This is a genomic window from Kaistella sp. (assembly GCF_049588135.1).
Lineage (GTDB): Bacteria > Bacteroidota > Bacteroidia > Flavobacteriales > Weeksellaceae > Kaistella.
Window position 1 is genome coordinate 1 of the sequence record NZ_JBAVFG010000023.1, and the last position, 6,129, is coordinate 6,129.

Genomic DNA, 6,129 nt, shown 5'->3' on the forward strand with positions numbered 1-6,129 from the left:
AACAGAAATCGCAAAATTTATTGTAGAAAATGTTCCGAATATCGACCAAATCCGAATGGTTTCTTCAGGAACGGAAGCTTGTATGAGCGCAATTCGTTTGGCACGTGGATTTACCAAAAGAGATAAATTCATCAAGTTTGAAGGTTGTTATCACGGGCATTCCGATTCGTTTTTAATAAAAGCGGGAAGCGGCGCGGCAACTTTTGGTAATCCAAATTCGCCAGGCGTAACTGCAGGAACAGCAAAAGATACTTTGCTTGCGAGATATAACGATATTGAACAAGTTGAAGATTTGTTCCGTCATAATCAAGGTGAAATTGCTGCAATTATTGTAGAACCAGTTGCCGGAAATATGGGTTGCGTTTTGCCGGAAAATAATTTCCTTCAAAAACTGAGAAAATTGTGTGACGAAAACGGAGCGCTTTTGATTTTCGATGAAGTAATGACTGGTTTCCGTCTAGCATTTGGTGGCGCGCAAGAAATTTTCAATGTGAAAGCCGATTTGGTAACTTACGGAAAAGTAATTGGTGGTGGACTTCCAGTCGGTGCTTTTGCCGGACGAAACGAAATTATGAATTGTCTTTCCCCGAAAGGCGACGTTTACCAAGCCGGAACTTTAAGTGGAAATCCTTTGGCGATGAGAGCGGGTTTAACGACTTTGCAACTCATTAAAAATGATGAAAATTTCTACCAAAACATCAATAAAACGACAGAAACATTAGATTTCGAAATCGGAAAAATTTTAAATTCTAAAAATATCGAACACCGAATCAACCGAAAAGGGTCGATGATGAGCATATTTTTCCACATCAATGCGGTTTCTAATTTCGATGAAGCGGCGAATGCCAATCATGCTTTATTCAATAATTTTTTCCATCAGTTATTAGAAAAAGGAATTTATTTGCCACCGAGCGGTTACGAAACCTGGTTTATTTCTGATGCGATAAAAGAAAAAGAAATCGATAGAACCTTGGAAGTTATTAGAAATTTCGAGTATTCTTAAAAAAATAAATCCGCTTCAAATTTTACTGAAGCGGATTTTTTTTGCTTTGAATTTTATTGCCACAAATTCACGAATAAAAATTCATTCGTGCTTTCGTGGCAATTTTTTAAGGTCTCGCTCTTTCATATTGATGCGGAAAAAAGCAATTTTCCTTAGTCTTAAATGAGTTTTGTATCGCCAAATAAGGGTTTCTCAAAATTTCTCGCGCCACCAAAATTAAATCTGCTTCTTCTTTTTCTAAAATTTCTTCCGCTTGTTCAGCAGTCTTTATAAGTCCAACAGCGCCGGTTTTTATTCCGGATTGTTTCTTAATTTCGGCAGAAAGTGGAACTTGATACCCATCAAACAAAGTGATTTTCGCACCGTGAATATTTCCGCCACTCGAAACATCAATTAAATCGACATTTTTATTTTTCAGAACTTCTGCTAATTTTACGCTTTCGATCAAATCCCAACCGTTTTCTGCATATTCCGTTCCCGAAATTCTTACAAATAAAGGATGGTTTTCATCGAGCAATTCATTCACCGCTTCCACGATTTCTACGAGAAAACGAATTCTATTTTCGAAACTTCCGCCGTATTCATCGGTTCTTACATTCGATAATGGTGATAAAAACTGGTGAATTAAATAGCCGTGAGCGGCGTGAATTTCGAATAAATCAAATCCTGCATCGAGCGATCTTTTTGCGGCTTCTTTAAAACTTTTAATTAAACTTTTAATCTCATTTAAAGTTAATTCATGCGGAATTCTTTCTTCTTCATGATAAGGAATTCCTGAAGGTGCAACGGTTTCCCAGCCTTCTTCCAAAGGAAGTTGTCTGCCATTCCAAGTTGAAGCTTTTCTTCCGGCATGTGCCAATTGAATTCCAATTTTGCTTTCCGAATTTTGATGAACGAAATCGACGATTTTTTTCAAACTTTGTGCTTGTTCGTCATTCCAAATTCCCATGCATTTGTGGGTAATTCGACCTTCCGGAACAACGCCGGTTGCTTCTACCATTATTAATCCGGTCCCACCTTGCGCACGACTTCCGTAATGAACGTAATGAAAATCGGTCGCAACACCATTTTCGCAAGAATACATACACATTGGCGACATGACCCAACGGTTTTTGATTTCGAGATTTCTAAATTTAATAGGGGAGTATAAAATCATTATTGTTTTATTAATGAACCAAAGTTACAAAATGAGTATTTCAATTGCGTACTCAAATTTAAAAATAGTCACTTCAAGTTTTGGGATTTATTTTCAGTTTGAGTGGTAATTCCGCCTAATCAAAGCTTTATCAATAACAGACTATGCAGTCTGAAAAAAAAGATATATCTTTACCTCCCCATTTTTTAATACATGCAAAAAGAACTTACCATAAATTTCGAATCTATCGAAAGTTACGATCACCTCGATAAGACCGAGAAAATACTTTTTGATAAAGCGATGCAAATCCGTGATTTAGCATATGCGCCTTATTCTGATTTTACCGTTGGCTGCGCGATTTTGCTCGAAAACGGAGAAATCGTTACTGGAAGCAATCAGGAAAATGCTGCTTATCCTTCTGGATTGTGTGCAGAAAGAACAACAATTTTTTATACCGGAGCTAATTTCCCGGAGGTGAAAATCAAAAAACTATTTGTAATCGGTGCACCGAGAAAAGCAATTTCTTCTGTTCCAATTCCACCTTGTGGTGCTTGCAGACAGTCGATTTTGGAATATGAATCCAAACAAAAGGAAGAAATAGAAATCTATTTTGCTTCACTTGGTGGTGAGATTTATAAAACAAAATCAATCCGCGAATTATTGCCTTTTTCTTTCGACGCTTCTTACCTTTAAACTTCAAAAAGATAGTTTGATAGCCTAGCTAATTCTGTTATCAATGGCGTGATTTTTTTTGATTTAAAGAACAATTTTATAATTTATTTTTAAAGAGAATGAGAATAGCAGCCATAGATATCGGAAGTAATGCAGCCAGACTGCTGATTAATGAAGTCACGGAACCCAAGAAAGGGAAACCCCAATTCACCAAACTCAATCTGCTCAGAATCCCCCTTCGTTTGGGAATGGACGTTTTTACGAATGGCGAAATTGGTTCCGAAAGAGAACAAATGGTCATCGACTCGATGAGTGTTTTCGGCAATTTGATGAAGATCTATAAAGTCGAACATTTCCGTGCTTGTGCAACCAGTGCAATGCGTGATGCCAAAAATGGTAAAGAGATCATTAAGCAAGTCAAGAAAATGTCTGGAATTGATATCGAAATTATTACCGGTGATCAGGAAGCAGCTTTGGTTTTTGAAAATCACGTTGCCGATGCGCTTGACAAAAGCAATGCCTATCTTTATATTGACGTCGGTGGTGGTTCTACGGAACTCATGTTCTATGAAAACGGGAAAATGGCATATGAGAAATCCATCAATATAGGAACGATTCGTTTATTAAATGGTTTGGTTCCTGATGATTTGTGGAAAGAAATGAAAGAAGAAATTCGAAAAAATATCAACAGCAAAAAACCGATTGTTGCGATTGGTTCGGGCGGAAACATCAACAAAATATTTTCGATGAGCAAAACGAAAGACGGCAAACCAATGTCAACTGCGTTTTTGAAAAAATATTACAAAGAGATGAATGAACTTACTGTCGCAGAAAGAATGAGCAAATTCGGGTTGCGAGAAGATCGCGCCGATGTTTTGGTTCCGGCTTTACAAATTTTCAATAATGTAATGAATTGGAGCGATATCGATAAAATATTTGTGCCGAAAATTTCGGTTGCTGATGGTTTAATTCACAGTATTTATGAAGGGTTGCAGACGAAGTAGAAGAGAGTTGTTTTAAAACTCATCATCGTCGTCGTCGTCTAAAAAGTTTAATTCGTCATCTCGTTGCTCGTAATCTTGGGAAATTCCAGGTGGATTAAAAAGTCCCCAATCATCAACGATAAAATGTTTTGGGTTAAAGTTGGAAACCCATTCGCGGAAAAGTAAACGAAATTCTTCTATTTGTCGTCTTACAATCAAATAATATTCCGCTTCCTCGAAACCAAACATTCTCAGGTTGTGATAAAGAACCATTAATTCTCGTGCACATTTTCTTATGATTGTGGCGTTTTCTATTTTTAAATCCCAAAGTTTTACGGCTTCTGCACCAGAGATTTTTGCTTGAATGGTGTAGATATTTTCCAGAATATGTTGTTTTGTAAATTGTAAATGTTCATTTTCTTCGGGAATTAAATCGGTTATGGTTTTAAGAGTTTGGTAAATTTCTTCAGATTTTTTGAAGAGTGGAGTTTCACGATATTTTTTCATGGTATTTGAGTTTGAATTTTATTTTTTCCCCAATTCAATCACTTCTAAATTTTCAATTTGATCGCCGTTGATTTCGAAACGCATCATCGTTCGCATTTGATGCCAACCGACTTTTCCCATCGCACCAGGATTTAGATGAAGCAATTTGTTTTTCTGGTCATACATTGCTTTCAAAATATGAGAATGCCCTGAAATAAATAGTTTCGGCGGATTTTCCTCGATTTCTTTTTTGGCTAAAGGCGTATATTTCCCAGGATAACCGCCGATATGAATCATCAAAACTTCCACATCTTCACATTTGAATCGCAGAACTTCGGGAAATATTTTTCTTATTTCTGTTCCGTCGATATTTCCGTAAACGCCGCGCAAAGGTTTGAGTTTTTCTAACTTTTCGATAACTTCTAAATTTCCGAAATCACCGCAATGCCAAATTTCATCGGCGTTTTTGGCATATTCTAAAATGCGTTCGTCGATATAGGAATGTGAGTCGGAGAGCAGTAATATTTTCATGTTATAAATTTCTGATTATTTTTTGAATTTTAGATGTTTGAAATGTCTTATTTTTTTGACAAAAATTTTAATACCGAAGCATGTTATTTTGAAATCTTCGTAGAAAAACTGCCCGAACTTTTAGCCCCGATTGTAATGGAAATCCTGGCATTGCGTACAATTTTTTTCTACAGATTACTTCACGTGGTTCGCAATGACAGATTGGAATGAAAAGCGGGACTGATCTTCGAACGTATTTCCCATTTTCCTGCTCCTAAAAAATCTGTAAATTTGCAGCCGATGAGATATTTTATTGAGTTTTCTTATAACGGTAAAAATTATTTTGGCTACCAAATTCAGCCCAACGAAATTTCTGTTCAGCAAGAATTAGAAAAAGCGCTTTCTACGATACTTCGCGAGAAAATTAAAACGACAGGAGCGGGGAGAACCGACACTGGCGTTCATGCGAAGAAAATTTTCGCGCATTTTGATACTGAAAAAGTGATTGGTGAAAATCTGGTGTACCAACTCAACAGTTTTTTGCCCGCAGATATTTCTATTTCGAGAATTTTTGAAGTGAAAGATGATTTCCATGCAAGATTCAATGCGACTTTCCGAACGTATGAATATTTTATTTCATTAGAAAAAAATCCTTTTGCGCAAGATTCTTCCTGGCAAATTTGGAAAAGAGATTTAGATATTAAGCGCATGAATGAAGCGTGCAAAATCCTTTTTGAGTACGAAGATTTCACGAGTTTTTCGAAATTACACACCGATAATAAAACGAATAATTGCAAAATTTATAAAGCGTTTTGGGAACAAAATGGTTCGGAATTGAAATTCACCATTTCCGCCGACAGATTTCTAAGAAATATGGTTCGAGCGATTGTCGGAACGATGGTTGAAATCGGCAATAGAAAAATAGAACCGTTGGATTTGCGACAAATAATTGAAGATAAAAACAGAAATTCCGCCGGAACGTCTGCTCCTGCGCAAGGTTTGTTTTTGGTTGATGTTGGTTATGATTTTTGAAAATGTGGTTTATTTTTGATTTGAATATTGAGTAAAGTTGTAGGAAAGTCGCGGAGCGACGCCCAATTGGTAGTGGCAGAAAAGAAAAATTTTAAAGAAGTCGCGGAGCGATATTCAATTGGTAGGCTGGAACGATGAATGTTAGAGTCGCGGAGCGACGAACTATTGGTAGAAAACGAAGAATAGAATAAAGCGCGTCGCGGAGCGACGACCAATTGGTTATAAAAGGTTTTTCAACATTATTTCCTAAAAAAATGATTTCCAGTTTTAAAAAACAACGATATATTTTCCTTGATTTTGCTAAATGA

At 36.6% G+C, this 6,129-nt stretch carries 8 protein-coding genes; 4 read left to right on the forward strand and 4 right to left on the reverse strand.

The annotated features are described in order from the left end of the window. A partial coding sequence (locus WBY99_RS01385) for a glutamate-1-semialdehyde 2,1-aminomutase (protein ID WP_423974556.1) occupies positions 1–1,003 on the forward strand: 1,003 nt, incomplete at its 5' end. 106 nt (positions 1,004–1,109) lie between these two features. Here WBY99_RS01385 and namA read toward each other — a convergent pair. After that, positions 1,110–2,156: an NADPH dehydrogenase NamA gene (namA, locus tag WBY99_RS01390; RefSeq protein ID WP_423974563.1), complete on the reverse strand. Its 1,047-nt coding sequence runs from the start codon at positions 2,154–2,156 to the stop codon at positions 1,110–1,112. Positions 2,157–2,351: 195 nt separating this feature from the next. Between namA and cdd the strand changes: the two genes are divergently transcribed. Both cdd and WBY99_RS01400 read left to right on the forward strand, forming a co-directional pair. Then, positions 2,352–2,831 carry a cytidine deaminase gene (cdd, locus tag WBY99_RS01395; protein WP_423974557.1) on the forward strand — a complete coding sequence of 160 codons (480 nt, stop codon included), beginning with the start codon at positions 2,352–2,354 and terminating at the stop codon, positions 2,829–2,831. A 98-nt stretch (positions 2,832–2,929) separates the two neighbouring features. After that, positions 2,930–3,814 (forward strand): exopolyphosphatase, encoded by an 885-nt coding sequence (locus WBY99_RS01400; RefSeq protein WP_423974558.1) that lies wholly within the window; start codon positions 2,930–2,932, stop codon positions 3,812–3,814. Between the two features lie 12 nt (positions 3,815–3,826). On the opposite strand, the gene WBY99_RS01405 is transcribed toward WBY99_RS01400, so the two are convergent. Beyond that, positions 3,827–4,300 (reverse strand): hypothetical protein, encoded by a 474-nt coding sequence (locus WBY99_RS01405; protein ID WP_423974559.1) that lies wholly within the window; start codon positions 4,298–4,300, stop codon positions 3,827–3,829. 18 nt (positions 4,301–4,318) lie between these two features. After that, positions 4,319–4,810, reverse strand: coding sequence for a metallophosphoesterase family protein (locus tag WBY99_RS01410; protein WP_423974560.1), 492 nt, complete (start codon positions 4,808–4,810; stop codon positions 4,319–4,321). A gap of 279 nt (positions 4,811–5,089) precedes the next feature. Here WBY99_RS01410 and truA point away from each other — a divergent pair, with 279 nt between their 5' ends. Beyond that, positions 5,090–5,821: a tRNA pseudouridine(38-40) synthase TruA gene (gene truA / locus WBY99_RS01415; RefSeq protein ID WP_423974561.1), complete on the forward strand. Its 732-nt coding sequence runs from the start codon at positions 5,090–5,092 to the stop codon at positions 5,819–5,821. 91 nt (positions 5,822–5,912) lie between these two features. Here truA and WBY99_RS01420 read toward each other — a convergent pair. Then, the coding region (locus tag WBY99_RS01420) for a hypothetical protein (RefSeq protein WP_423974562.1) at positions 5,913–6,129 on the reverse strand (217 nt) is incomplete at its 5' end.